The sequence below is a fragment of the Nocardia macrotermitis genome (assembly GCF_009604405.1).
GTDB lineage: Bacteria > Actinomycetota > Actinomycetes > Mycobacteriales > Mycobacteriaceae > Nocardia > Nocardia macrotermitis.
On the sequence record NZ_WEGK01000004.1, the window covers coordinates 35,464 to 57,696 of the forward strand.

The 22,233-nt window shown below is 65.8% G+C and carries 24 protein-coding genes; 9 read left to right on the forward strand and 15 right to left on the reverse strand.

Annotation, left to right across the window (positions count from 1 at the left end):
- Nucleotides 1-324: 324 nt before the first annotated feature.
- Genes tsaE through alr form a run of 3 tightly spaced genes read right to left on the reverse strand, consistent with a single transcriptional unit; the run spans nucleotide 325 to nucleotide 3,027 of the window.
- Nucleotides 325-768, reverse strand: a complete 444-nt coding sequence (tsaE, locus tag NRB20_RS10350) for a tRNA (adenosine(37)-N6)-threonylcarbamoyltransferase complex ATPase subunit type 1 TsaE (protein ID WP_319944717.1) — start codon at nucleotides 766-768, stop codon at nucleotides 325-327.
- On the reverse strand, nucleotides 761-1,873 hold the full coding sequence (locus NRB20_RS10355; protein ID WP_153409893.1) for an alpha/beta fold hydrolase: 1,113 nt from the start codon (nucleotides 1,871-1,873) through the stop codon (nucleotides 761-763). The genes tsaE and NRB20_RS10355 overlap by 8 nt, the downstream gene beginning before the upstream one ends.
- Nucleotides 1,870-3,027: an alanine racemase gene (gene alr / locus NRB20_RS10360; RefSeq protein WP_153409894.1), complete on the reverse strand. Its 1,158-nt coding sequence runs from the start codon at nucleotides 3,025-3,027 to the stop codon at nucleotides 1,870-1,872. The genes NRB20_RS10355 and alr overlap by 4 nt, the downstream gene beginning before the upstream one ends.
- Before the next feature lie 182 nt (nucleotides 3,028-3,209).
- Here alr and NRB20_RS10365 point away from each other — a divergent pair, with 182 nt between their 5' ends.
- Nucleotides 3,210-4,028, forward strand: coding sequence for an SDR family oxidoreductase (locus NRB20_RS10365; RefSeq protein ID WP_153409895.1), 819 nt, complete (start codon nucleotides 3,210-3,212; stop codon nucleotides 4,026-4,028).
- A gap of 52 nt (nucleotides 4,029-4,080) precedes the next feature.
- Here the strand turns inward: NRB20_RS10365 and NRB20_RS10370 are convergent, their stop codons facing one another.
- Nucleotides 4,081-5,523, reverse strand: a complete 1,443-nt coding sequence (locus tag NRB20_RS10370) for an NAD(P)H-hydrate dehydratase (protein ID WP_319944829.1) — start codon at nucleotides 5,521-5,523, stop codon at nucleotides 4,081-4,083.
- Between the two features lie 469 nt (nucleotides 5,524-5,992).
- Here NRB20_RS10370 and NRB20_RS10375 point away from each other — a divergent pair, with 469 nt between their 5' ends.
- Nucleotides 5,993-6,412: a plastocyanin/azurin family copper-binding protein gene (locus tag NRB20_RS10375; protein ID WP_227833405.1), complete on the forward strand. Its 420-nt coding sequence runs from the start codon at nucleotides 5,993-5,995 to the stop codon at nucleotides 6,410-6,412.
- A 16-nt stretch (nucleotides 6,413-6,428) separates the two neighbouring features.
- Here the strand turns inward: NRB20_RS10375 and NRB20_RS37500 are convergent, their stop codons facing one another.
- Nucleotides 6,429-6,968, reverse strand: a complete 540-nt coding sequence (locus NRB20_RS37500; RefSeq protein ID WP_194289793.1) for a transglycosylase SLT domain-containing protein — start codon at nucleotides 6,966-6,968, stop codon at nucleotides 6,429-6,431.
- 570 nt (nucleotides 6,969-7,538) lie between these two features.
- Here NRB20_RS37500 and NRB20_RS10385 point away from each other — a divergent pair.
- The gene (locus tag NRB20_RS10385; RefSeq protein WP_153409897.1) at nucleotides 7,539-7,775 is read left to right on the forward strand and encodes a FitA-like ribbon-helix-helix domain-containing protein; all 237 of its coding nucleotides are present in this window, start codon (nucleotides 7,539-7,541) and stop codon (nucleotides 7,773-7,775) included.
- Nucleotides 7,772-8,176: a type II toxin-antitoxin system VapC family toxin gene (locus NRB20_RS10390; protein ID WP_153409898.1), complete on the forward strand. Its 405-nt coding sequence runs from the start codon at nucleotides 7,772-7,774 to the stop codon at nucleotides 8,174-8,176. The genes NRB20_RS10385 and NRB20_RS10390 overlap by 4 nt, the downstream gene beginning before the upstream one ends.
- Nucleotides 8,177-8,415: 239 nt before the next feature.
- On the opposite strand, the gene glmS is transcribed toward NRB20_RS10390, so the two are convergent.
- Nucleotides 8,416-10,284: a glutamine--fructose-6-phosphate transaminase (isomerizing) gene (gene glmS / locus NRB20_RS10395; RefSeq protein ID WP_153409899.1), complete on the reverse strand. Its 1,869-nt coding sequence runs from the start codon at nucleotides 10,282-10,284 to the stop codon at nucleotides 8,416-8,418.
- Between the two features lie 294 nt (nucleotides 10,285-10,578).
- Between glmS and NRB20_RS10400 the strand changes: the two genes are divergently transcribed.
- Entirely contained in the window at nucleotides 10,579-11,439 is an 861-nt protein-coding gene (locus tag NRB20_RS10400; RefSeq protein WP_319944718.1) for a dienelactone hydrolase family protein, read from the forward strand.
- Nucleotides 11,440-11,606: 167 nt separating this feature from the next.
- A complete protein-coding gene (locus NRB20_RS10405) occupies nucleotides 11,607-12,947 on the forward strand; it encodes a hypothetical protein (RefSeq protein ID WP_153409900.1) in 1,341 nt (446 codons plus the stop codon).
- 12 nt (nucleotides 12,948-12,959) lie between these two features.
- Here the strand turns inward: NRB20_RS10405 and NRB20_RS10410 are convergent, their stop codons facing one another.
- Entirely contained in the window at nucleotides 12,960-13,292 is a 333-nt protein-coding gene (locus NRB20_RS10410) for a rhodanese-like domain-containing protein (RefSeq protein WP_153409901.1), read from the reverse strand.
- A gap of 47 nt (nucleotides 13,293-13,339) precedes the next feature.
- Nucleotides 13,340-13,753 carry a MarR family winged helix-turn-helix transcriptional regulator gene (locus NRB20_RS10415; RefSeq protein ID WP_153409902.1) on the reverse strand — a complete coding sequence of 138 codons (414 nt, stop codon included), beginning with the start codon at nucleotides 13,751-13,753 and terminating at the stop codon, nucleotides 13,340-13,342.
- A gap of 741 nt (nucleotides 13,754-14,494) precedes the next feature.
- On the opposite strand from NRB20_RS10415, the gene NRB20_RS10420 reads away from it, so the two are divergent.
- Both NRB20_RS10420 and NRB20_RS10425 read left to right on the forward strand, forming a co-directional pair.
- Nucleotides 14,495-15,343 (forward strand): helix-turn-helix domain-containing protein, encoded by an 849-nt coding sequence (locus NRB20_RS10420; RefSeq protein WP_153409903.1) that lies wholly within the window; start codon nucleotides 14,495-14,497, stop codon nucleotides 15,341-15,343.
- Nucleotides 15,340-15,546 (forward strand): DUF397 domain-containing protein, encoded by a 207-nt coding sequence (locus NRB20_RS10425; protein ID WP_153409904.1) that lies wholly within the window; start codon nucleotides 15,340-15,342, stop codon nucleotides 15,544-15,546. Before NRB20_RS10420 ends, NRB20_RS10425 begins: the two co-directional genes overlap by 4 nt.
- 78 nt (nucleotides 15,547-15,624) lie before the next feature.
- On the opposite strand, the gene NRB20_RS10430 is transcribed toward NRB20_RS10425, so the two are convergent.
- Together NRB20_RS10430 and NRB20_RS10435 are read right to left on the reverse strand one after the other, a co-directional pair.
- A complete protein-coding gene (locus NRB20_RS10430) occupies nucleotides 15,625-16,152 on the reverse strand; it encodes a hypothetical protein (RefSeq protein WP_153409905.1) in 528 nt (175 codons plus the stop codon).
- Between the two features lie 34 nt (nucleotides 16,153-16,186).
- Nucleotides 16,187-17,611: a hypothetical protein gene (locus NRB20_RS10435; protein ID WP_153409906.1), complete on the reverse strand. Its 1,425-nt coding sequence runs from the start codon at nucleotides 17,609-17,611 to the stop codon at nucleotides 16,187-16,189.
- A gap of 219 nt (nucleotides 17,612-17,830) precedes the next feature.
- Here NRB20_RS10435 and NRB20_RS10440 point away from each other — a divergent pair, with 219 nt between their 5' ends.
- Complete coding sequence (locus NRB20_RS10440; protein ID WP_194289794.1) at nucleotides 17,831-18,655, forward strand: YbaB/EbfC family nucleoid-associated protein; 825 nt, start codon at nucleotides 17,831-17,833, stop codon at nucleotides 18,653-18,655.
- Nucleotides 18,656-18,661: 6 nt separating this feature from the next.
- On the opposite strand, the gene NRB20_RS10445 is transcribed toward NRB20_RS10440, so the two are convergent.
- The 5 genes from NRB20_RS10445 to NRB20_RS10465 all read right to left on the reverse strand — a co-directional run bounded on the left by NRB20_RS10445 (nucleotide 18,662) and on the right by NRB20_RS10465 (nucleotide 22,187).
- Complete coding sequence (locus NRB20_RS10445) at nucleotides 18,662-19,198, reverse strand: hypothetical protein (protein ID WP_153409908.1); 537 nt, start codon at nucleotides 19,196-19,198, stop codon at nucleotides 18,662-18,664.
- Nucleotides 19,199-19,226: 28 nt separating this feature from the next.
- Complete coding sequence (locus NRB20_RS10450) at nucleotides 19,227-20,948, reverse strand: hypothetical protein (RefSeq protein ID WP_153409909.1); 1,722 nt, start codon at nucleotides 20,946-20,948, stop codon at nucleotides 19,227-19,229.
- A gap of 19 nt (nucleotides 20,949-20,967) precedes the next feature.
- On the reverse strand, nucleotides 20,968-21,306 hold the full coding sequence (locus NRB20_RS10455; RefSeq protein WP_153409910.1) for a hypothetical protein: 339 nt from the start codon (nucleotides 21,304-21,306) through the stop codon (nucleotides 20,968-20,970).
- A 203-nt stretch (nucleotides 21,307-21,509) separates the two neighbouring features.
- Nucleotides 21,510-21,827 carry a DUF6802 family protein gene (locus NRB20_RS10460; RefSeq protein ID WP_153409911.1) on the reverse strand — a complete coding sequence of 106 codons (318 nt, stop codon included), beginning with the start codon at nucleotides 21,825-21,827 and terminating at the stop codon, nucleotides 21,510-21,512.
- A gap of 168 nt (nucleotides 21,828-21,995) precedes the next feature.
- Nucleotides 21,996-22,187: a PspC domain-containing protein gene (locus NRB20_RS10465; RefSeq protein WP_153409912.1), complete on the reverse strand. Its 192-nt coding sequence runs from the start codon at nucleotides 22,185-22,187 to the stop codon at nucleotides 21,996-21,998.
- Nucleotides 22,188-22,233: the final 46 nt, after the last annotated feature.

The window sequence follows — 22,233 nt, forward strand, 5'->3', positions numbered from 1 at the left end:
CCGCTGGCCGACGCCGCACCCCGGCCGTCCATGAATCTCCGGATCCGGATCGGGATCCCCCACCATGGATCAGGCACGATATCCGCGCAACCAACTCAACTCCACTACCCCCGACCCCGTCGGGGTTGATGAGCGCCGGTTATCCGAAACCGGATGCGCGGCCGGACTCGCAACTCACCCCATCGTCCGAACACGAATGTGCCCCGCGTCGAGCAGTCGCCCTCGCACATCGACCCTCGCTCGATTGCACAGTTGCCGCCGGCAGACCTGCGGACCGATCGTGGAATGGCTTCCGGCCTCGGACTCACGGAGACCGCAGTCGCATCAACCGGCGACCCACTCCCACGTCGCGGTGCGGACGTCGGAGTCGGGTTCGCGGCGCAGGAGGACGCGCAGGTGGCGGTCGGTGAGGTGTTCGACGACGCCCAGGCCCCATTCGACGACCACGACGGCGTGGTCGAGGTCGGTGTCCAGGTCGAGGGAGTCGAGTTCGTCGAGGTCGCCGCCGAGGCGGTAGGCGTCGACGTGGACCATGCCGATCGCGCCGGGGTGGTCACCGGCGCGGTGCTGGCGGGCGATGATGAACGTCGGCGAGCTGACCCGGCCCTGCACGCCGAGGCCGTCGGCGAGGCCGCGGGTCAGGGCGGTCTTGCCCGCGCCCAAGGGACCGTCGAGTACCACCAGATCACCCGGCCCCAGATCGCGGGCGAGTTCGCGGCCGAGCGCCTCGGTGTCCTCGACCGTCGGCAGTATCCGCTGCTCAGCCACGTGCGACCTCCTGCCTTCCCCCGGTGCCGAGCAGCCCGCCGCGCAGCAGCAGGCGATCCAGCGCGGCATTGACCAAATCCGGGTATTGCAGATGCACCATATGCGCGGCGTCGGTGACGCGGACCAGATCGGCATCGGGCAGGCTGCGGGCCAGCGCGACCGAATTCCGGAACGGGATCACCATGTCGTGCCCGCCACTGAGCACCAACTCCGGCAGCGGAACCAGGGTCGGCAACGCCGCGGATTCGTCGTGCACCCGCAGCGCGCCGAGGAATTTCACCACCGTGGACACCGGCGTCCGATCGATCATCGAGGTGGTGAACCGCGACAGCGTCGGACTCACCTCACCGTGGAACGAACTGACGTGCAGGATCGGATTGATCACCTGTCGCGCGGCGACCCGCCCGGCCTGCATCATCGCGGGCGCGGCATGCACCGCGACGCGGAATCCGTCCAGCGCCGGATTGCGCAGCAGCTGCGGCACACCCGCCGCGGCCACCTCCGCCGCCGCGGTCGACAGCAGGGCCACCGCCCGCACCCGCCCCGGCGCGCCCGGCGCGGCGAACAGCTCCGGGAACTGCGCGGCCGCGGCGAGAATCGCCATACCGCCCATGGAATGTCCGACCAGCATGAGCGGGCCGTCCGGCGCGCACGCCCGAATCACCGCGACCAGATCGCGGCCCAGCTGCGGCACCGTACAGCTACCGGCCCCGGGTTCGCCCGAGCGGCCGTGCCCGCGCAGATCGAAGAAGACCATGCGAACCCTTGGGCCCCACAGTTTTTCGAGGTCGCGGCGCTGAAAGTGGAAGGACTCCATACTGTTGCAGAAGCCGTGCACGAAAATCACGGTGGCGGGGGCATCCTCGGGACCGCATTCCCGGACCGCAAGCGCCACACCGTCTTCGGTGAGTACCGTGCGCGCCCGATCGCGGTCGAGCAGCGTGAAATCCTCGTCACGCAGGTCGTCGCCGCGCGCGGGCCACTGCACGGTCGCGCCGATGCGACGCAGCGCGTGCGCCGCGGCCAACGCGCCGAGCACACCCGCGGTGGCCATGCTGCCCTGACAGACGACCTTCGTGATCCCCTGTGGCCGAGCATATTTCATGAACAAGCCCCTCCGCCGACATAACGCCGCACCACCCGTCCACGCGGCGAGCACACGATTTCGTAGTGGATGGTACCCAGCAGATCGGCCCAGCGCTGCGGGTGCGTCTGCCCCGGGCCGCCGCCGAACAGCACGGCGGTATCGCCCTCGGCGACCCCGGTGGCGTCGTCGCCCAGGTCCACCACCAGCTGATCCATGCACACCCGTCCCACGCTCGGATAGTCGCGTTCGCCGATCCGGACCGAGATCCGGCCGCCCAGAGGACGGAACACGCCGTCCGCGTATCCGGCCGGGATCAGCGCCACGGTGGTGTCGCGCGGAGCGACCCACTCGTGGCCGTACGACACGCCCTCCCCCTCGGCGACCCGTTTGACCAGCACGACCTGCGCCTGGAACGTCATCGCGGGACGTAGCCCGAAATTGGTCTCCTCCAGCGGCGACAACCCGTACATCGCGATGCCCGGCCGGACCATGTCGAAGGTCAGATCGGGCCGGGCCAGCGCGGCGGCGGAATTGGCCAGATGGGCGAGTTCGGGTTCGAGGCCGAACTCCTTGGCCTGGGCGATGGCGTCGAGCAGGCGATCGCGCTGCCTGTCGTTACCCGGATGCTGCGGGGTGTCGGCGTGTGCGAGATGGGAGAAGATCGCCCGGAACCGGACCGCGCGTTCGTCGACCAGCTCCCGCAGCAGGGCCAGGACCTGCGGATATTCCATATCGGAGACGCCGTTGCGGTTCAATCCGGTATCGACCTTGAGTGCGACGGTGGCCGTGACGCCCGTGGCGCGCGCGGCCTGTTCGATCGCCCGCAGCTGCCACACCGAGGACACGCCGAGCTCGATCCCGGCGGCGACCGCGGCGGTGTAATCGGCGTCGACGGCGTTGAGCCAGCTCAGAATCGGCGCGTCGATTCCGGCGGCGCGCAGATCCAGCGCCTCGGTGATGGTGGTGACGCCGAGTTCGACCGCACCGGCCGCCAGCGCGGCACGGCCGACCTGCGCGGCGCCGTGGTTGTAGCCGTCGCCCTTGACCACGGCCATGACTCCGGCATCACCGGCGTATTCGCGCAGCACTCGCACGTTGTGTGCGATGGCGTCCAGGTCGATGACGGTCTCCACCTGCGCTGCTGGGCTGTTCACGGCTACCGATCCTGCCATTGTCGGGTCCTGGACCATCGTCCGGTCGGTCTGGACCATCGCGTCCGGGTCGCTGATTCCAGCATCCTCGCCGCAATCCGCGACGAAGTCACGGAGTAGCGCTTGCTTCGAGTGCACTCCAGGTGCCTACGGTTGATCTCGGGGCAGTAGCTGTCCCGGACCACTGATAGGGAAGGCTCCCGATGAGCAAGGTTTGGTTCATTACCGGTGTGTCGCGCGGATTCGGCCGCGAATGGGCGATCGCGGCGCTCGAGCGGGGCGATCGGGTCGCGGGGACCGCGCGCGAGATGAGCACCCTCGACGATCTGACCGCCGACTACCCCGACACCTTCCTGCCGCTGCACCTCGACGTCACCGATCGGGACGCGGATTTCGCGGCCGTACAGCAGGCGGCGGCGCATTTCGGGCGACTCGACATCGTGGTGAACAACGCCGGGTACGGCCATTTCGGCATGATCGAGGAACTCACCGAGCAGGAGATCCGCGCGCAGTTCGAGACGAATGTGTTCGGCGCGCTGTGGGTGACGCAGGCGGCGTTGCCGATTCTGCGCGCGCAGGGCAGCGGGCACATTCTGCAGGTGTCGAGTATCGGCGGGATCAGCGCGTTTCCGAATCTGGGTGCGTACCACGCGTCGAAGTGGGCGCTGGAGGGCATGTCGCAGTCGCTCGCGCAGGAGGTCGCCGGATTCGGCATCCACGTGACGTTGATCGAGCCGGGCGGTTTCAGCACCGACTGGTCGGGCTCGTCCGCGGTGCGCAGCACCGCGATCCCCGCCTACGCGGATGCCCGCGCCGCGCGTGAGCGGATCCGCGGCGAACGTCGCATCGGCGAGCCGACCGGCACCCGAGCAGCGATCCTGCACATCGTCGACGCCGAACAGCCGCCCCTACGCATCTTCTTCGGCGTCGACCCGCTCGGCATCGCCACCGCCGATTACGAGTCCCGCCTCGCCCTGTGGCGCGAATGGGAACCGGTGTCCAAACTGGCCCAGGGCGAGTAGGGCCTACCCCGGACCGCTGGCAGACCGCCTGGTCGTCGGAGAACCAGGCCACCTACGACCGGACGACGCTGGCGCGCAGGGTTTGGATCGCCGAGCGGATGTGGTGCAGCAGCGGTGATGCGGAGATCGGAGCGCCCGGACCGCTGGGGGATCGGTCGTGGGCCGCGAGGTTGGCGGCGAGGGCGTGGACGCGGGCGGCGGCCGCGGCGGACCAGGATGGGTCGCGGCCGGTGGCCAGGAGTGCGCCCAGGACGCCGGACAGGACATCGCCCGCGCCCGCGGTGGCGGCCCAGGAGCCGCCTGCCTCGTTGACCAGGGTCGGGTGGCCGGGAGTGGCGATCAGGGTTGCTCGACCCTTCAAAAGCACTGTGACCTGCCATTTTTCGGCGAGGTCGCGGACGGCGGCGACTCGGTCGGGGCCGGGGTCCGCGCCGGTGAGGCGGGCGAATTCACCGGCGTGCGGGGTCAGCACGGTCGGTGCGGTGCGGCCGGTGAGCAGGGCGGGGTCGGTGGCCAAAAGGGTCAGGGCGTCCGCGTCGACGACCACGGGCAGGTTCGTCGCGAGGATCTCCGAAAGTCGTTCGCGGGCAAGGTCGTCGGTACCGGCACCGGGGCCGACCACCCATGCCTGCACTCGGCCCGTGGACGAGATCGTCTCGGCGGCGACAACTTCCGGGAAGTTCGCGAGTACCTGCGCCGCGCCGGTCCCGGCGTAACGGACCATTCCCGAAGTCGCCGCGACAGCCGCGCCCGTGCACAGCACCGCCGCACCCGGATAGGTATCGCTTCCCGCGCAGATGCCCGTCACACCTTGGGAGTACTTGTCGTCCGAGGGACCCGGGACCGGCCACTCCGCACCGATCGAGGCCGGTGCCAACGCGGCAAGTTCGGGCTCGGGCAGACGTAATCCGATGGGCGCCAACTCGATTCGCCCACATCGGGGCGCGGCCAACGCGTGCACCGGTTTGTACGCGCCGAACGCGACCGTCACATCGGCCTGCACCGCGGGCCCGGCCACCACACCGGTATCCGGATCTACCCCGCTGGGCAGATCCGCCGAGATGATCGGAACATCCACGGCCGCAACGATTTCCGCCGCGCACGGCCGCAACGGGCCACGTCCGGAGATCCCGACGATCCCGTCGACCACCAGATCCGGCGAACCGACATCCTCCCGAATCCGCCCACCCGCACGCAGCAACGCCGCCAACCCCTGCGCATGCGCCCGCTCGGGCACCAGCAACACCGCGGACACCGCCACCCCGCGCCGCCGCAGCATCGCCCCCGCCCACAGCGCATCCCCACCGTTGTCCCCCGACCCCACCAGCAACGTCACCGCACGCCCGACCACCCCGCCGGTCCGCTCCCGCAATTCCCCCACCACCACATTCGCCAGCCCATGCGCCGCCCGCCGCATCGGCACCCCCGCCGCCACCCGCCCGAACAGCTCCGCCTCCGCTGCCCGAACCTCGTCCCCCGTGTAATACCCGCGCACCGCCATCACCCGCCTCCTACCCACCCGGCTCTCCCGACGCCAGCAGACTACGCCGCACCACCGACACATCCGCCCGGCTACAACCCGCACCCGTTCCACCAGCCGGACTCCGTCACCGAACCGAACGATCTCGCGCTTTCGGATCACCTGTCGGAGCGCAGAACGCGCCGGTCCGAACGGTTCCGCAGAGGTGAGGCAACGCGCACACCACAATGCCGAGCATCTCCCCGCAGCCCGACGCATTTCGCCTACTCCCCATCGCATTTCGATCACACGGGCTGGCCTGTCACCGGCACATCCCCAGCTGTCCGCAATCGATATGCCTCGCACCGGCGCACCGCGCTCGCGTCACTCACACCGGCGATGAGTCGTGGATCTCGTCAGTGCCACGAGCAGCACCTGCCCGCGCGAAACGAGCAACGGTGCTGCGGCGGATCGGGGGGTTCGGGGGCGGGATAAGGTGGGCGGCATGCCGATGGACTGGAGCCGCCGGAAGATGTTGCGCGCCGGATTGGGGGTGGCCGCGCTCGCGGGGACGCTGATGGTGAGTGGATGTGGTTCCGGGACAACGACATCCGCGCCGACGTCGAGTTCGAGCGCCGCATCGGGGACTTCGAGCACGGCGGCGCCGGAGGGGGCGGTGACGGTCGAGGTGAAGGACATGAAGTTCTCCCCCGACGCGATCACCATCAAGGTCGGCGGCACCGTGACCTGGAAATTCGCCGACCGTTTCCCGCACGCGGTGCAGGGCATCGGAGACAGCGCGATGGGGATCGACAGCCCGATCTTCAATACGGGCACGTGGAGTCACACCTTCGACGTCCCGGGCACCTACCGCTACCTGTGCCCGCTGCACCCGGAAATGCACGGCACCGTCACCGTGCAGTAGCCGGAGCGCGAAAGACTCAGTACGCCGAGAACACGCGGTCGATGGTGCCGTACCGGTGCGCCGCGTAGTTGCAGGCGGCGGCGATGTTGGCGACCGGATCGTAGATGTCCCACGACGTGCCGTCCACGTGGTAGGTGCGGAACGTCGGGTCGATGACCTGCATCAACCCCTTCGACGGGATGCCGCGGGCCGCGTTCGAATCGGTCAGGTTGATCGCGCGCGGGTTACCGCCGGACTCCCGCATGATGTTGCGGTGGATCCCGTCGTAACTGCCGGGAATGCCGCGCTGCGCCATCACGTACTGCGCGTTGTGGATCCAGCCGTCCAGGTTGTTCGGGAAGACCGGCGGCAGCAGCTGCGGTAACGGCTGCGGCAGCGGCTGGAGGAGTTGCTGGAGCTGAGCTTGCTGCATCGCCGGAAGTTGCTGCGTCAGCTGCTGAGCCTGCTGCTGGAGCTGTGGCGGCACGCCCGCGATGGGCGTCTCGGCGTTCGCGACGACGGGTGTCACCGCGACGGCGGCGAGCAGGGTGAAGGGGATCAGTTTTCGAAAATGCATCTCGACTGTGTTTCTGACGCGCGACAGTATCGCGTGCGCACCCCTCGACCGGTCGGTCGAAATCCTCGCCGCTAGCTGTTCGGTTTGTCGGTTGTGTTGTGTGATTCGGAGATTCAGTTGTCCGGAGACGTGGCGCGGATTCGCGCGGTCTCACACCGGATCGAACCGGCGACAGCCGACGCGGCCGTGGCGACGGATGTCGCGGAAGCGGTCGTGTCCACACGCGGGAGATGGGCTGGCAGCTCATCTCGGCAAGTCACAGAATGGTCGCGACAAGTTAACAGAAGATGAACTACAAGATAACTAAACATACTTTCGAAAGAGACATATCTAACTCTCGGGCCCCACCCGCCGATCGATCACACCCACGTGACCAGCGCGAGAGCGACAAAACCGGGCCACGACGGGCCGGGCGGCACAGATACGCCATCCGATCACAGCGCGTTATCCGACAGTGACCCGCCGAACCACTCACGCCGGACGATATGCACGAGTGCGCCCCGTGCGCGGCGGACGCGTTCAACGCCTCGACCTGACATGCGCATGACATTCGCATGTTATTCTCGGAGCATGTCGGTCGCAATCCAAATCAAGGACGTACCCGAGGAAGTCCGCGATGCCATTGCCGCGCGCGCCGCGGCCCGCGGGCAGTCGACTCAGGTCTACCTGCGGGCACTACTGGAGCGAGAGCTGCGTAGCGAACGGAACAGGCACCTGCTCGAGAGCATGGTCGGACATCGTGGACTCGACCTCGACGCAGATGAAGTAGTAGCCGAGATCCGGGACGGACGCGAGGACGACGAGTGATCGTCGTCGATGCCAATGTCATGGTCATGGCCCTGTCCAGCCCGAAAGAACAGGGCAATGCCGCACGCGCGGCATTGAGCGCGGACGATATCTGGGTCGCTCCCGCGCATATGCCACTGGAAGTTATGCGAACGCTACGCAAGGCCGTGCTGGGCAACCATCTGACCGCCGATGACGCCGACGCGGCATTCCGCGCACTCACCGCCATGCATATCGACTACATCGGTACGGATACGACCCTGCTGCACTCGGTGTGGGCGATGCGCCACAACGTGTCCGTCTACGACGCCGCCTACCTGGCGGTTGCCGCAATGCACGATGCCCGGCTCCTGACTTTCGATGCCAGGCTCGTGAAGGCCGCCGAGCAAATCCTGCCCAATATCCGAGTATCGCTACCGTGATCACTGTCGGACCGTGACGTAGCCGCCCGATATCGCGAGCGGCTATCACGTACCGACCCCCACCGCGGGCCCACTGATCAGCGGATACGCGATCGGCGTGCCGATCGGCGCGCCCATCATGACCGGCCTCGGGACCCGCGTCCCGCGCAAGCGCATGCTGCTGATCAGCCTGCTGCTACCCTGCTCATCGCCAGCACGAGCACCGCTGGGCGAATCGGTTGCCACCCAAGCGAATACCGTTACTCGACGGTGACGGACTTCGCGAGGTTGCGAGGCTTGTCGATGTCGTAGCCGCGGGTCTGAGCCACCTCGGCGGCGAAGATCTGCAAGGGGACCGTCGACAGCAACGGCTGGAAAAGGGTTGGGGCGGCGGGGATTTCGATGAGATGGTCGGCGAAGGGACGCACCGTGTCGTCACCCTCCTCGGCGATCACGATGGTGCGCGCGCCACGGGCCTGGATCTCCCGGATATTGCTGAGCAGCTTGGAGTGCAGCACCGCGCGCCCCTTCGGCGAGGGCATCACCACGATGACCGGCAGCCCCTCCTCGATCAACGCGATCGGGCCGTGCTTGAGCTCGCCGGCGGCGAAACCCTCGGCGTGCATGTACGCCAGTTCCTTGAGTTTGAGCGCACCCTCGAGCGCCACCGGATACCCGACGTGGCGGCCCAGGAACAACACCGTCGAGGCGTCGGCGAACCGGCGCGCGATCTCCCGCACCTGCGGCGCGGTCTCCAGCACCCGCTCGACCAGCTCCGGCATCGCCTCGAGTTCCCCGAACTCGCGCGCCACCTCATCGGGATACTTGGTCCCGCGCGCCTGCGCGAGGGCAAGTCCGACAAGGTAATTCGCGGTGATCTGCGCCAGGAACGCCTTGGTCGAGGCGACCCCGATCTCGGGTCCGGTACGGGTGTACACCACCGCGTCGGACTCGCGCGGAATCTGTGCGCCGTTGGTGTTGCAGATGGCCAGCACGCGCGCCTTCTGCTCCTTGGCGTGCCGCACGGCCTCGAGCGTGTCGGCGGTCTCGCCCGACTGCGAGATCGCCACCACCAGCGTGGAACGATCCAAAACCGGGTCGCGGTAACGGAATTCGCTGGCCAGCTCCACCTCGACGGGCAGCCGCGTCCAGTGCTCGATGGCGTACTTGGCGAGCAGACCCGCGTGATACGAACTGCCGCAGGCGACTACGAAGACCTTGTCGAAATCGCGCAACTCCTGATCGGCCAGACGCTGCTCGTCCAACACGATCCGGCCCTTGTCGAAATGCCCCATCAGCGTCTCGGCGACGCCCGCGGGCTGTTCCTCGATCTCCTTGAGCATGAAGTAGTCGTGACCGCCCTTCTCGGCGGCGGCCAGGTCCCAGTCGATGGTGAACGGACGGGTCCGCACGCCCTCGGTATTGCCGTCGAAATCGGTGACCGCATAGCTGTCGGCGGTGATCACCACCGCCTGGTCCTGCCCGAGTTCGACTGCCTCCCTGGTGTGTTCGATGAACGCGGTGACATCCGAGGCGATGAACATCTCCCCCTTGCCGACGCCCACCACCAGCGGCGTCGACCGCCGCGCGGCCACGATCGTGCCCGGATGTTCGGCATGGGTGAACACCAGCGTGAACGCGCCCTCGAGCCGGCGCAACACGGCCAGCGCGCTGCCGACGAAATCACCCGCGGTCGGCCCCGAGGCGTAGGCCCGCGACACCAGATGCACCGCGACCTCGGTGTCGGTATCGCTGCGCAACTCCACCCCGGCGGTTTCCAGTTCGTGCCGCAGCGGTGCGAAATTCTCGATGATGCCGTTGTGCACCACGGCGACCGCACCGGTCGAGTCGCGATGCGGGTGCGCGTTGCGATCGGTGGGCGCACCGTGGGTGGCCCAGCGAGTGTGGCCCATGCCGGTGGTCCCGGCGAAGTTCGTCACCCCGGCCTCGGACAGCTCGGCCTCCAGATTGGCCAGCCGACCGGCCTTCCGTTCCACGGCGATCCCACTCGCACCGTCCAGGATGGCCACGCCCGCGGAGTCGTATCCCCGGTACTCCATACGGCGCAGCGCGTCCACGACGACGCCGAGCGCGTCCCGGTATCCCACGTAGCCCACGATTCCGCACATGGGGCCCCAGCGTACTGGGGCGCACCGGGGACGGCGACAGGGCCGTGACATGCGCTCGCGCGCCTGCCCGGCTGCGCTCGTTCGCGATGGTAAAGGGACACATTCGCTCGAGCGAAGCGGTCGTGAGCGTATCCGTGACTCGGGCGCGTCCGGGCCGAACGTCGGCGGCAGAACTTTTTTCGAAATCGTGAAACCGCTGGCAGACGCGTTGCGACGGTGATCGCGCGCCCCGGCGACGATCCCGGGATCCGACGAAACGCCGTCCGCGCGCGAGCATCGGATAAATTCGACGTCGTGTCGGCGTCTGTGAAATCACTCCTGAGCCTCCTGGCCAGCCCCGGCCCGCATCGGGTCCTGCACGGCAATCTCGGCATCGCCGGGCAGCCCGGGTTGGTGTTGACTCCCGAGACGGGCTCGAATCTGCCCGCCGTCGTGTTCGGGCACGGCTGGCTCGCCGGTGCGGGCAACTACCGCAAGCTGCTCGAACATCTGGCGTCCTGGGGTTTCGTCGCGGCCGCACCCGACACCGAACGCGGACCGATCCCCTCGCACCTGAACCTGGCCACCGATCTGCTCACCACCCTGGACATCTGCACCGGCGTGCGGCTCGGCGAGGGCAAGATCAGCGTGCATCCCGGCAAACTGGCCCTGGCCGGTCACGGTATGGGTGCGGGTGCGGCGGTCATCGCGGCATCGCAGCGCAAGGTCGCCGCAGTCGCCGCGCTGTATCCCGCGGTCACCGCGCCCTCGGCCGAATCCCTCGCACCCGGTATCGAATCCCCCGCCCTGATCCTGGGCGGCAGCACCGATCTCGACGAGGTCGGCTCCGACGCCGTCGCCCTGGCCGCCGCCTGGGGTGGCCCCGCGGTCCTGCGCTCGGTCGACGGCGCCTCCCGCAACGGCATCGTCCGCGGCCGCCGCGCCCTCGCCGCCCTGGGCGCGACCAAATTCGAGCCCAAGACCGAACGCATCACCCGCGGCCTGCTCGTCGGCTACCTCACCTACCAGTTGCTCGGCGACAAGAAGTACAAGGCGTTCGCCGAACCGGAAGAGGTCATCGCGCGCACCGCGATCATCGATCCGCACGCCACCGAGGAACCCGAACCCCCGTCGAAGATGCAGCTGCTCCAGGTTGCCCAGCTGTTGCGTAAGTAGGCGAATTCGCCTGCGGGGCTGAATGTTTCCCGCCGGGGTGGGATCGGCGTCCGCGTGGCGACCGCGGTACGGGTCGACAACAGCGGGCGAACTCCGTTGCCCGGGTGTTCTACACTCCGGGCAGCGTGTTCAGGCGGAATCGTCCGTCTGCGGGAGGGAAGAAGAAGATGCCAGGCGAGAATCCGACGCCCGGTCAGGGTGACAATCTCGGCGGCGATCCGGGGCAGGGGACGGACTGGGTGCCGACCACGCCGTATCCGGCGCAACCGGTGCAGCCGTCACAACCGACGGTGTGGTACGGGGGTGGTGCGAGTGGTGTTGAGCCGCAAGCGAATCCGGGGTGGCCGCAGCAGCCCGGAGTGCAGCCGACGTGGCCGCAGCAGCCGGGGCAGACCGGTTCGACGCCGCAGCCGTTGACCGGGCAGGCTGCGCAGCAACCGTTGCTGGGGCAGGCCCAGTTCACCGGGCAGACCCCGCAGCAACCGTTGCCGGGGCAGACTCCGTTCACCGGGCAGAATCCGCAGCAACCGTTCACCGGGCAGAACCAGTTCACCGGGCAGACCCCGCAACAGCCATTGCCGGAGCAGACCCAGTTCACCGGGCAGACTCCGCAGCAACCGTTCACCGGGCAGAACGCGCAGCCCTGGCAGCCGACCCAGCAGTCGTGGCCCGAGCAACCGGGCCAACCATCCTGGCCGCAGCAACCGATCGAGCAGACCTGGCAGCAACCGGGGCAGCAGGCTTGGCAGCAGCCGATGGGGCAGCAGCCGTACTACCCGCCGTCGCAATCGGGTGGTGCGGGCAAGGTGATCGCCATCATGCTGGGTTGTATCGTCATCGTCGCGCTGGTCGCGGTGATCGCGGTCGTCGCGAGCAATTCCGGCAGCCACCACAGTTCCGTGGCCGCGGCCACCTCGACGACCACGGAGAGCTGGTCCCCGACGACGACCTACACGACGGTCCCGACCACCCCGCCGTTCGATCCGGGCACCCTCGACGACGCCTCCACCGACAAGACCTCGATCACCACGAGTTCCCTACTGCCGCAAACCTTCACGGATGCCAAGGGTGTCCTGTACACGCGCACGGCGTCGGGCATCCACCCGTGCACCCACCAGGCCGATTCCGCGAACGTGACCCAGGCCCTGAACCAGAACAACTGCACCACGGACGTCACCGGTTCCTACATCGACAACGCCGACCACATCCTGGTGTCGGTGAACGTACTCGTCTTCCCCAACGCGACATCGGCCCGAGCCGCCTACAACGCCCTGGACGGCCCCGTCCAGGACTGGGTGATCTATTGCCCCACAACGGGAACCGGCAGTTCGACCTGCGACGGCAACATCTCCGCCGCCACCAAGTCCCAGTGGTCGTCGGTGAGCCACCGCTACTTCGTCGAGGCCACAGGCATCTATATCAACCTGACCCGCGACAGCAGCGTGCAGGACTGGGTCAGCGCGGGCGCGCACAAGGCATCGCTGGAGGCCGGACCACAGCAGCACTGAGCCGGACCGCTCTCACAAATCGGTGAGCGGTCCACCCGCCGCACGCCACTGCACCAGACCACCGGCCATATTGACCGCGTCGAATCCGTTCTCCACCAACAGGTTCGCCGCACCGGCCGATCGAATGCCACCGGTGCAGAAGGTGATGAGCAGACGATCGTCGGGGAAATCCACACAGCGATCCAGCAGCACCTCGAGCGGCGCGTGCACGGCATCCGGAATGTGCACCCGATTCCACTCGAACCGACGCCGCACGTCCACCACCAGCGCACCACTCGCGACCAATCCGACCGCCTCGACCGCGCTGACAGCCGGGGGCCGACGCAGATAATGCCGGATACTCATGCGTTCCGCGCCTTGCCATATTTCATAACCTTCAGTCTAACTGAAGGTTATGAGGAGAGCATCCGAATCATGTGCGCACGCAACGCATCCGTCAGCTCAGGGTTCTGAGCAGCGAACTCCGCATCGAGGTCGGCCACCACAACAGCGGCCCGATCCAGCAACGCATCCCCCTCTGCGGTAACGCTGAGCGTCGACGCCGCCCCGGCATGCGCGGTACCGTCGTCGACCAACCCCGCCGCGACGAACCGAGCGACCGCAGTGTGCGCACTCTGCACAGTGATCCGCGACCGCCGCGCCAACTCACTGAACGAAATCCCCGGCGTCCCACGAACATGCCCCAACAACCCATACTGCCGAGTCGTCAACCCGAGCGGCTTCAACGCATCCGCGAACGCCACCTCCCACACCCGGCTCACCGTGAGCAACATGATCGTCGGACTGAACGGGGGTACGTCGGACATGGATGCACGCTACCGCGACCGATCCCGACCGCACCACAACACAATTCGGCAGGGCCTCCATACTCGCCCCAACGCAGATCACCGAAATATCGATGCACTGTGAACATCGCAGTCGGTCTCCTGCTTCCCAGCCTGAATTCCAGAATGTTCTGGATATTCCGGTTCGGCACATACATTTTGGACTGCTCACAATTGGGACGGTCAGGGTTTCGGGTCGACTATTCGCACGGCATGCCGCTGTAATTCTTTCGAGCATTATGGGATCGAATCTGGCGACCGACTAATACCCGAGATGCGGTACATCCGCCGGTACGAGCCTTCCGGCGTCGATCAGACGCTGTTTTGCCTGGTTCTTGACGGGACAGCTCTCAGCAGGGCAATCGAGGTGGCTCTGCATGATGTAGTGGGCGCAATCGATTGTCATCGTGGGCAATTCACGATGGTTCAGTACTGGCAAGCCGTACATGTGGATACTCCGTAGTGGATTCGATGTTCTGGAATACCCGGTAGCCGGGGCCGAAATCGACTCGGGGGCAGAAGTATTCGGGCCGAAAAGGTTCATCCCGGCTACCGGGAGTACGTCCAGTAGTACGCTGCCGATAAGGGCAGGGGAACGTTCCGCGACGTGGATTGCGCGGAAAAATCGGCAGGATCCGGTTTCCCCGAAAGAACCATTCCAAAATTCCGTACGACCGATAGTGAGGCCAGGTTATGACAGCTGGATCCACGATCCCTCGACGCATGCTGGGACGACAGCTGAAGCAGTTGCGGGAACGTTCGGGAGTGTCACAGGCCGCAGCGTGCCGAGCGATCGAGATCGCCCCACAAACGTTGTGGCGCATCGAGACCGGGCAGCCGGGGCCGAAGCTCAAGGACATCTATGTGGAGACGCTGTGCCGGTTGTACAGCGTGCCGGAGGACGATGCGGCCGTGCTGATCAGCCTGGTCGCGGAGACGAAGAGTCCGGGGTGGTGGCATGCGTACGGGGATGCGGTGCCGAGCGATTTCGATCTGTATCTCGGGTTGGAAGAGGCGGCACGCAGGCTGACGACCTACCAGATCACTTTACTACCAGGGCTTTTGCAGACGGCCGACTACCGACGCGCAGTGATCTGGGCAGCCTATCCGGGCATGCCGACCGTAAACGTCGAGAGCCGAATCGAATTCACGTCGAAGAGACAGCAGCGCCTGCTCGAACCATCTGACCAGTTCCGTATGAACGTGTTCGTCAGCGAGGCAGCCATCCGACACCGAGTCGGTGGACGTTCGGTGATGAGCGAGCAACTCCATCACCTCGTCTCGGTCTCCCGAACGCCGACTGTCACTGTTCGCGTCCTGCCTCTGACCATCGAAATGCCCCTGCATCTCCTCGCCGGATCGTTCACACTGTTGGAGTTCCCTCCGCATCCGACATCGCGGTTGACCGAGCCGCCGGTCGTATACATCGAGGGTTACACCGGCGCTCTCTACCTGGACAAGCCCGGCGAGATCGACCGGTACAAGTTGGCGTGCAAGGCGATTCGAGCCGCGGCGCTGAACGAGCAGGACTCCAGGCATCTGATCCTGGACATAGCTAGGGAGTTCGAATGAACAGCAACCTATCCGACGCCCTGTGGTTCAAGAGCAGCTACAGCGGTCCCGACCGAGACTGTGTAGAAGCAGCCTTCCTCGACGGCAACATGGTCGGAGTCCGTGACTCGAAGAACCCCACCGGCCCGGCCCTGATCTTCTCCCCCATCGAGTGGGACACCTTCACCGCAGGCGTGCAAGCGGGCAGGTTCGAACAGAGCTGATCGACCGCCTGAACGAACAGCGTGCACCAATGATGCCCACCCACAACATGATTCGTTGCGGGTGGGCATCATCGCTGATCAGTCGAGATGCCTGCGGCGGATCAGCAGCGCGAAGCTGATGACGATGTCACACACCAACCCGACAGCGGTCAACGCCAGCAACGGCCCCAGAACCCATTTCGGATAGGTCGCCTCGCTGCCGGGATCGAGTCGGGTGAAGATATTCGTCATGGCCTGAGCGAAGAAGCCCATACCATCGGCGATGATCGCGATTATGTTGACGATCTCGGCCAGCAGTATGCCGAAATACGTTCCGTCCAAACGCTTCGCGGTGCCACTGGCACGGAGACCGTAGGCAACCATGAGTACGAGAATCAGTCGCACCACCGGCACGACCACGAGAACTTTCGTCTTCTCGGTGTCGGGAAGATAATGCACACCCAGCAGCAACCACCCGATCGTCGCGACGGTACCGAACACCGTCGCGACCAGAGTCACCACCGGCACACCGAGTTTCCCGCGACGCTCCTCCCGGCGCACGAGATGTCGGTCGACACGCTCCAGAAACAACTCGCGCGCGAGCCACCTCGCTACTTCTCCCAGCATTGTTACTGTTCTCCCCTGATTTGCTCGGTCGCACTCACGCCGAGGGCAGTATCGCGATACGCGCGACACCCGTCGTGGAATTCCACGACCCCGACTTCTCGAAATCGAAACCCTTCGTCTCGACATCGCTGATCACGCTGCCGACCGTCGGCATCGGACCGCTGAAGCTGCTGTAAGCCTTCTCGACGCTCGATTTCAGCGTCTCGATCACGGTCTTGATCTTGTTGTACAGCTCGACGATCGTGATGACATCCTTGACGACCTCGCGCACGAGCTTGTAGATCTCGTACATCTGCTTCGCGTCGTAGGCCAGCACCGCGATATCGGCCAGCGGATCCTCGGGACCGCCGCCGACCACCTCGATGGCCGCGTCCACCGCCAGCATCTTGGCGATCTTGGCCGCCAATGTCGTAATGCCCTTGTCGATCAGATCACCGATCTTGTCGACGAGTTTGCCGATCAGTTTCAACAATTCGTCGTGCGCCGTCTTGTACGCCTTGGCGATGACTTTCGCGAGATCACCGATGCCGCCGATGCCCATGGTCCAGCGGAACATGTAGATATCGAAAGCGCTGGCGGTGTCGCCCTTCCACTCGCTGCCGATCTTCCACGACGCCTTGCGCAGCGTCCCGGCGACGGTATAGCACCCGTCGCCCAGAGTGTCGTAGGCGTCGTGCAGGTAGCTCAGCCGATCCCAGTCGCCGACGATCGGTTTGAAAATGGCGTCGATCAGGCTGTGCCCCGTCACCATCTTGTAGCCCTTTTCGGCGAGCCAGATCACCGTGCCGGAGCCCGATTTCTTCTTCTCGAGGTACTCGGTGTACTTCTTGATGTGTTCGCCCGCAAGCGAACTCAGATAACTCGACGAGCTGCTGGAATCGCTCGAATCACCATCCGACGAGTCGTCGCTGCTGTCGGAATCCTTCGAGTCCTCGGAATCTTTGGAATCCTTCGAGTTCTTGTTCTTCTTGTTCTTCTTGTGCAGGCTGATGACACTGCTCTTGAGTTTGGGCGCGGACACCTGGGAGGTCGGGGAGCTCTCCGTTTCGGTGGGCTCCTTCAACGTGACGGCCTCGTCGTCGAAATTCGTCGTCTCGCTGGAGAGCGTGGGCAGCGATACGTTGCTGCCGAGTCCGGAGATCTGATCCGGGAAGACGTTCTTCAGATCCGTGGCATTGCTCTCGTCCTGGGTCCGCAGCTCCTTGTCCACGGTGGCGATCTTGTCCTTGATGGTGCCCATACCCGTCTGGCACTTGGACAGCAGACCGCTGACGTAGTGCGCCGGAGGCGGGACCAAGGGCTTCGCCAGCGAGAGAATGATCCCGTCCATGCCGGTGGTGTTGACGCACTCGTTACCGGCCCAGGTCACCATCGAGGCGAAGTGTTCGGCCTGCTTGGCCACCAGGCCCTGATAACCGGTGAAATCCTCGGTCGGCGGCACATTCAGCACGGTGGCCATGCCATCCCCCTTCAACTCTGCAACTCTTCAGCGGGCACGCTACCCGACCGGCGGCGCGGGCCGCATGTCTACTTGGACGCACCCGAGTGCGATCCGGTTCCCATCCAAAACGTCTACCACGCAACAGGTTCCCAACCACCGCGGATCAGCCCCGGGACGAGCCTGCGAATGCGATCGGAGCTATCATCCAGTCACGTGATCAAGGGTGTGGGAGTTCCGATGGGTGACGAAGCCGACTTCGACAAGATCGATTTCAACGCGGTCCTGGCCGAGATCGACAGGAAAGAGGCCGGTCTGCGGGCCGCCGAGCGGCAGCTCGCGAATGTCACCGCGAATGCCCGGTCCGCGGACGGTCTGGTGGAGGTGACGGTAAGCCCCACCGGCGCGCTCACCGGCCTCACGCTCGCCCCGGAGACGTTCCGCCGCAGCACTCCGCAGTACCTCGGCCGATCGGTGGTCGAGGCGGCACAGCAGGCCACCCGTCAGGTCCGCGAGGCCGCGAAATCGGCCGCGGCCCCGCTCACCGAGCTCACCCGATCGATCAGCGCGGCGGTCGACGAATCGCTGACCCCCGATCTCGACCGCGTCGCGGCGCCGCCGAGTCCGGGCGTCGAGGCGGAATCGAACAACCGGATGGCCCGCGTCGGCGTCGACGCGCTGGGAATCGTTGCGGTCGTACACATCTCACCCGACGCCTACCGGGGCGACGCCGTCGGCAAGCTGGCCGCGGCGATCACCGAAGCGGCCGAACGCGCGGCCCGCCAGATGTACGAAACCCGCATGGGCGCAGTGGAATCGGAGCTCGATCCGGAAGACCGGCCGAACCTGGACGCGTTCTTCCCGATCCACGCGGCGCCGGACGACAACACTCCCGTGGCTCCCCCGACGCCGCCCTCGCCGCCACGCCCGGCCCCCGCACCCCCGAAGCCGGTGAACCGGATCATCCCAGGCACCCGTAAACCCAACCGCGACCAGGTCGTCGGGCCGTCCGACTGGGACGAAGACGACGGTTACGGGCAGTCGCGGCAATCCTGGCTGGTCTGAGCCGGATCAGACCAGCCAGCTCTTGCGGCGGTAGTACTCGTCGTCCTCGTCTTCGTCGTCACTCGCGCGGACCACGTTGTTAGCCTTGCGGAAGGCGGCGGCGCGGGCGATGGCGGCACGTTGTTCGCGGGCCTCGGCCTCGAGACGTTCGGCCTCGGTGAGCGGTACCGCGGGGTCCCGGTATTGCTGCGGGGCCTCGTAATGTTGTTGCACCGCAGGCTCGTTCGCCCGTCGCACGGGAACGTCACCCATCGGGCCGCCCTGCCGCGCACGCAGTTCGGCGGCGGCGCGGGCCTCCGCGTCCCGCTGCTCGCGCGCCTCCATCTCCCGGCGTTCCTTCTCCTCCGCCTCGGCGCGCGCCCGCTCGAACTCCTCGGCGTGCTCCTCCCAGAACTCCTTCATCTCCGCGGTGGCGCGGACCTCCAGCGCGTAGGCGGCGGCCGCGGTGCGCTGTTCGAGTTCGGCGAGATCCTGGCTGTGCACGGCCGAGCGACGCGAGTGCTCGGCGAAGATCGCATCGATCTCGGCGGCGTAGTTCACCATCTCAGTTCTCCCGGGTGGCCGGATTCGTTCACAGCGGACCCGCTTCCGCCAGTTCCGCACCGGTGCCATTATCCGTGCCCGCATCGGGCTTCGGGGCCGAAGCGGGGGTCGGCGTCTTCTTGTCCTTGTCGGTCTGGCTGGTGGCCGGTGTGGGCGTCGTGCTCGGGAACTGGTTACCGCTGGTCGAGCTGTCGGTGTTCTGGCTGGTGCCGGAATGCTGTGTGCCGGTACCGGATTGCTGGTTGGTGTCGCTCGTCCCCGCGGAATGCTGGGTGCTGGAACCGCCCGAACTGTCTGTGCCACTGCCGGATCCGTGCGATGCGGCGGTGCCGGAGTGATCGCCGTCGGACTTCTTGTCGTCCTTCGACCCGTCGGTACTCGTGATGACGGGCAGACCGTGCTCGTCCAGCTTCATGGTGTAACTCTTGGAATCGCCACTGCTGTCGGAGGTGCTCATATCCACCTCGCCGTTCTTGCCCAGCGCGAACTTCACATGCTTACCGGCGATGTCGAATTCGAGTTTCGGCTTGCCGTCCGCGGAACCGCTCACATTCTTGGTGAAGGACTCGATCTGCGAGACGAACCCCTGCATGCCCTGCTGGAGGGTGGTCGACAACGAGCTGGCGTCCTTGCTGAGCGTCTGCCCGAGCGAGGAGAGCTGACCGCTCAACGAGCCGAGTCCGTTCAACGCCGACGACGCCTGGGACAGCAGTGAGGAGGCGTCGAGCGAAGAGGTCTTGGTGTTGGTGTTGGTGGGTGAGGTCGTCGTCGGCGTGGTGCCGCTGGTGGACGTACTGCTACTGATGGATGAGCTGGTGCTGGGCGATGCGCTGGTACTGGGGGCTGGGGCGGGTGTGCTCGGCGTAGCCTTCGCGCTCGTGCCGACCGGGCGAACGAACGGTTTGTGAGTTACCTGCTGAGCGGCCTGCACCAGGGTCGTATATGCCTGCTCGACAGTGGTGTTGGTGGTGTCGCAGTGCGCGAGGAAACCGTTGACCTTGCTCTCGAAATCAGGTTTGAAGACCTTGTCGAGCCATTCCTGGCAACGGTCCTTCAGGCGTTTGCCATATCCGTGGTCGCCGCTGGTAATACCGAGAAGCGTACCGGTGTCGGTGAAGAAATCGAAGGTACTGCCAACAGAGCCGAACGGCTGCTGATCAGGGAATATTCCTACAAGTCGATTCACCAGCGAATGTGGAAGTAAACCGGTCGAAGTCTCCATCTTCGAGCCGGAGATGATCGTATCGACCTCGCCCTTGGTCTTACCGCCGGACACGACAGCACCGCTGGGACCCAGCAGCGTCTTGACGTAATCGGCCTTTTCCTGCACGGCCTTCTGCAAACCGGTCACCGTCGAACCGATCGCATCGAGCACGGCCCGGCTCTTGGTCTTGTCATCGGATGCCTGGGCCAACTGTTTGCCGAACATGTCCTGCGCTGCGGTGGACGCCTCACCCTGCCAGATGGTGGGGAGCTGCTTGGACAGACCGGTCTGCGTATTCCACTCGTCGTCGGCGACTTTCAGCGCCGTCTGCAAACCGGTTGCGGCGGCGGAGAGCTTGGCCAGATCCATACCGCGTTGTTCGTCGTATCGCATGTACAGAAAACTGAGCTCATGGGATTGGTAATATCCGCCGAAGGCCCGCTTGTATTCGTCGATGAAATCCGCGAAATATTTGAGCCCGTCGGCGGCGTCGTCCAGAATGGTGTCGACGCTGGCCGTCGTCGTCCCCGGTGTTGATTGCGCCATCAGCAATACTCCGCTCTCATCATACCGAGTTCGTGACCTTCTGCGTATTGCTGGCATTCACCGCATCGGTATCGGTGTAGCCCACCTTCGCAGCTCCGATGGCGTCGGCGAGCGCACCGGCGGCCGAACTCCAGTCCCCCAGCCACTTGCCGATCTCGGTCAGCGCATCGTTGATGGCCTTACCCTGCTGCGCGTAGTTCCGGCCGGATTCGACACCGTGGGCGTTGGTGCCCGCGCCCCACAGATTCCCCGTGACGTTCTTCACCGTCCCGTTCACGGTCCCCGACGAGGTGCGCAACTCCTCGGCGAACTTTCCGAGTTCACCGGTGCTGACACCGACGTAATCCGAATCGGCCATCGCCGTCCCTTCCACTCCCCCCGGCCTTCGGCTGCCCGGCCCAGGTGTTGCCTATACCTCCTTGGACGCACCGAAGTCCGATTCGGTTCCCTCGGCCCGTACCTACGAAAAAAATCTACTGTGTGAGGGAATCCCGGGACAACCCGGCGGACGCCGCCCGCCGTGGGCAGGTACGACCACCACCGGAATCGCCCCGGCTCGGGTCAGTGTTTGTGGTCGCCCAAGTGGCCCTGATCGGTGCGCACCCAGTGGGTGGTGCCGTCGGGGTTGTGGTGGAACTCCCAGGACGAATAGTCGCCGTCGTTGTCGACGGCGGTGACGTGGTCGGCGAAGCCGTCGTGGTCCAGGTCGCTCCAGACGTCCATGGAGTGCTGGCCCTGGACGGTTTCGGCGTCGGGGATATGGTCGCCGTCGAGGTCCTGGGTGGGGTGGTGGAGTTCGATGGCACCGAGACCGCCGAGATCGGAGTGTGCGTCGACGTCCGGCAGGTCCAGGCCAGGCAGGTCGCCCGAATTGACCATGATGAAGCTCCTCGGATGGGGGTCCCGCAGGGAAGTGGTTCCATCCTGTCATCCGACCCGCCCACGGCGCATCCGTGTTGTCCGGTTCCTGTGGACAACACGGGAAATACGAGGTGGCACGTGTGTGCGGCGATCCGGTCGGCTGTGGACAACTCGCCGCCGGGCGGGTCAGTCCTTCGGGATCACCAGCCACAGCACCAGGTAGAGCACGAACTGCGGGCCGGGCAGCAGGCAGGACAGCACGAACAGCAGGCGGATGAGGGTGGCGTTCCAGCCGAAGTATTCGGCCAGGCCACCGCAGACACCGCCGATCCAGCGGTTGGTGTGGGAACGGGTCAGACGGCGCGTATCGGTTGTCATGGGTCCACTGTGCCGTCCGAGCGCCCGCCCGCACATCGGGAGCAGG

Bases quoted from the DNA above. Each gene is read 5' to 3' on its own strand.
- NRB20_RS10420 (WP_153409903.1), top strand. From the start codon at position 14,495: ATGCTGGGACGACAGCTGAAGCAGTTGCGGGAACGTTCGGGAGTGTCA.
- NRB20_RS10455 (WP_153409910.1), bottom strand. From the start codon at position 21,306: ATGGCCGATTCGGATTACGTCGGTGTCAGCACCGGTGAACTCGGAAAG.
- NRB20_RS10445 (WP_153409908.1), bottom strand. From the start codon at position 19,198: ATGGTGAACTACGCCGCCGAGATCGATGCGATCTTCGCCGAGCACTCG.
- NRB20_RS10385 (WP_153409897.1), top strand. From the start codon at position 7,539: ATGTCGGTCGCAATCCAAATCAAGGACGTACCCGAGGAAGTCCGCGAT.
- NRB20_RS37500 (WP_194289793.1), bottom strand. From the start codon at position 6,968: ATGCATTTTCGAAAACTGATCCCCTTCACCCTGCTCGCCGCCGTCGCG.
- NRB20_RS10405 (WP_153409900.1), top strand. From the start codon at position 11,607: ATGCCAGGCGAGAATCCGACGCCCGGTCAGGGTGACAATCTCGGCGGC.
- glmS (WP_153409899.1), bottom strand. From the start codon at position 10,284: ATGTGCGGAATCGTGGGCTACGTGGGATACCGGGACGCGCTCGGCGTC.
- alr (WP_153409894.1), bottom strand. From the start codon at position 3,027: ATGGCAGGATCGGTAGCCGTGAACAGCCCAGCAGCGCAGGTGGAGACC.
- NRB20_RS10430 (WP_153409905.1), bottom strand. From the start codon at position 16,152: ATGCTGGGAGAAGTAGCGAGGTGGCTCGCGCGCGAGTTGTTTCTGGAG.
- NRB20_RS10460 (WP_153409911.1), bottom strand. From the start codon at position 21,827: ATGGTCAATTCGGGCGACCTGCCTGGCCTGGACCTGCCGGACGTCGAC.
- NRB20_RS10450 (WP_153409909.1), bottom strand. From the start codon at position 20,948: ATGGCGCAATCAACACCGGGGACGACGACGGCCAGCGTCGACACCATT.
- NRB20_RS10355 (WP_153409893.1), bottom strand. From the start codon at position 1,873: ATGAAATATGCTCGGCCACAGGGGATCACGAAGGTCGTCTGTCAGGGC.
- NRB20_RS10435 (WP_153409906.1), bottom strand. From the start codon at position 17,611: ATGGCCACCGTGCTGAATGTGCCGCCGACCGAGGATTTCACCGGTTAT.
- NRB20_RS10410 (WP_153409901.1), bottom strand. From the start codon at position 13,292: ATGAGTATCCGGCATTATCTGCGTCGGCCCCCGGCTGTCAGCGCGGTC.
- NRB20_RS10425 (WP_153409904.1), top strand. From the start codon at position 15,340: ATGAACAGCAACCTATCCGACGCCCTGTGGTTCAAGAGCAGCTACAGC.
- NRB20_RS10440 (WP_194289794.1), top strand. From the start codon at position 17,831: ATGGGTGACGAAGCCGACTTCGACAAGATCGATTTCAACGCGGTCCTG.
- NRB20_RS10465 (WP_153409912.1), bottom strand. From the start codon at position 22,187: ATGACAACCGATACGCGCCGTCTGACCCGTTCCCACACCAACCGCTGG.
- NRB20_RS10375 (WP_227833405.1), top strand. From the start codon at position 5,993: ATGCCGATGGACTGGAGCCGCCGGAAGATGTTGCGCGCCGGATTGGGG.
- NRB20_RS10415 (WP_153409902.1), bottom strand. From the start codon at position 13,753: ATGTCCGACGTACCCCCGTTCAGTCCGACGATCATGTTGCTCACGGTG.
- NRB20_RS10365 (WP_153409895.1), top strand. From the start codon at position 3,210: ATGAGCAAGGTTTGGTTCATTACCGGTGTGTCGCGCGGATTCGGCCGC.